1 protein-coding gene is annotated in these 492 nt (G+C 51.0%); it reads left to right on the top strand.

Annotation, left to right across the window (positions count from 1 at the left end):
- Nucleotides 1–492 (top strand): class B sortase (locus CHK_RS00720; protein ID WP_152651636.1); only part of this gene is annotated, 492 nt, incomplete at both ends.

Genomic DNA, 492 nt, shown 5'->3' with positions numbered 1-492 from the left:
GGAAGCAGACGCTGTGCCAACGCCGTCAGAATCGTCTGCTGCCAGCGCATCTGCAACGCCCACTGAGCCGCAGATGCTCCCTTCCATGAAAAAGCTGTACGACCAGAACAGCGATATCGCAGGCTGGATCAAAATAGAGGGGACGGAGGTGGATTACCCTGTGATGTATACGCCGCAGGACGGGGAATACTACCTGTACCGGAATTTTGAGAAGGAGGAGGATCCGACGAAGGAAGGGTGTATCTTCATAGATAAGAACTGCACGGTAGAGCCGCGGAGCACGAACCTGTTGATCCATGGTCACAACATGAAAAACGGGACGATGTTCCACACGCTGCTGGATTACAGGGAAGAGGAGTTCTATCAGGAACACAAACGGATACGGTTTGACACATTGTACAGCGAGGACGAATATGAGATAGCGGCGGTGTTCCTGACAAAGATCTACAATAAAGACGAAACGGACGTGTTTAAGTTCTACCAGTTCTACGA

The organism is Christensenella hongkongensis (assembly GCF_000981035.1).
Lineage (GTDB): Bacteria > Bacillota > Clostridia > Christensenellales > Christensenellaceae > Christensenella > Christensenella hongkongensis.
This window is presented reverse-complemented; position numbering and strand designations above follow the sequence as displayed.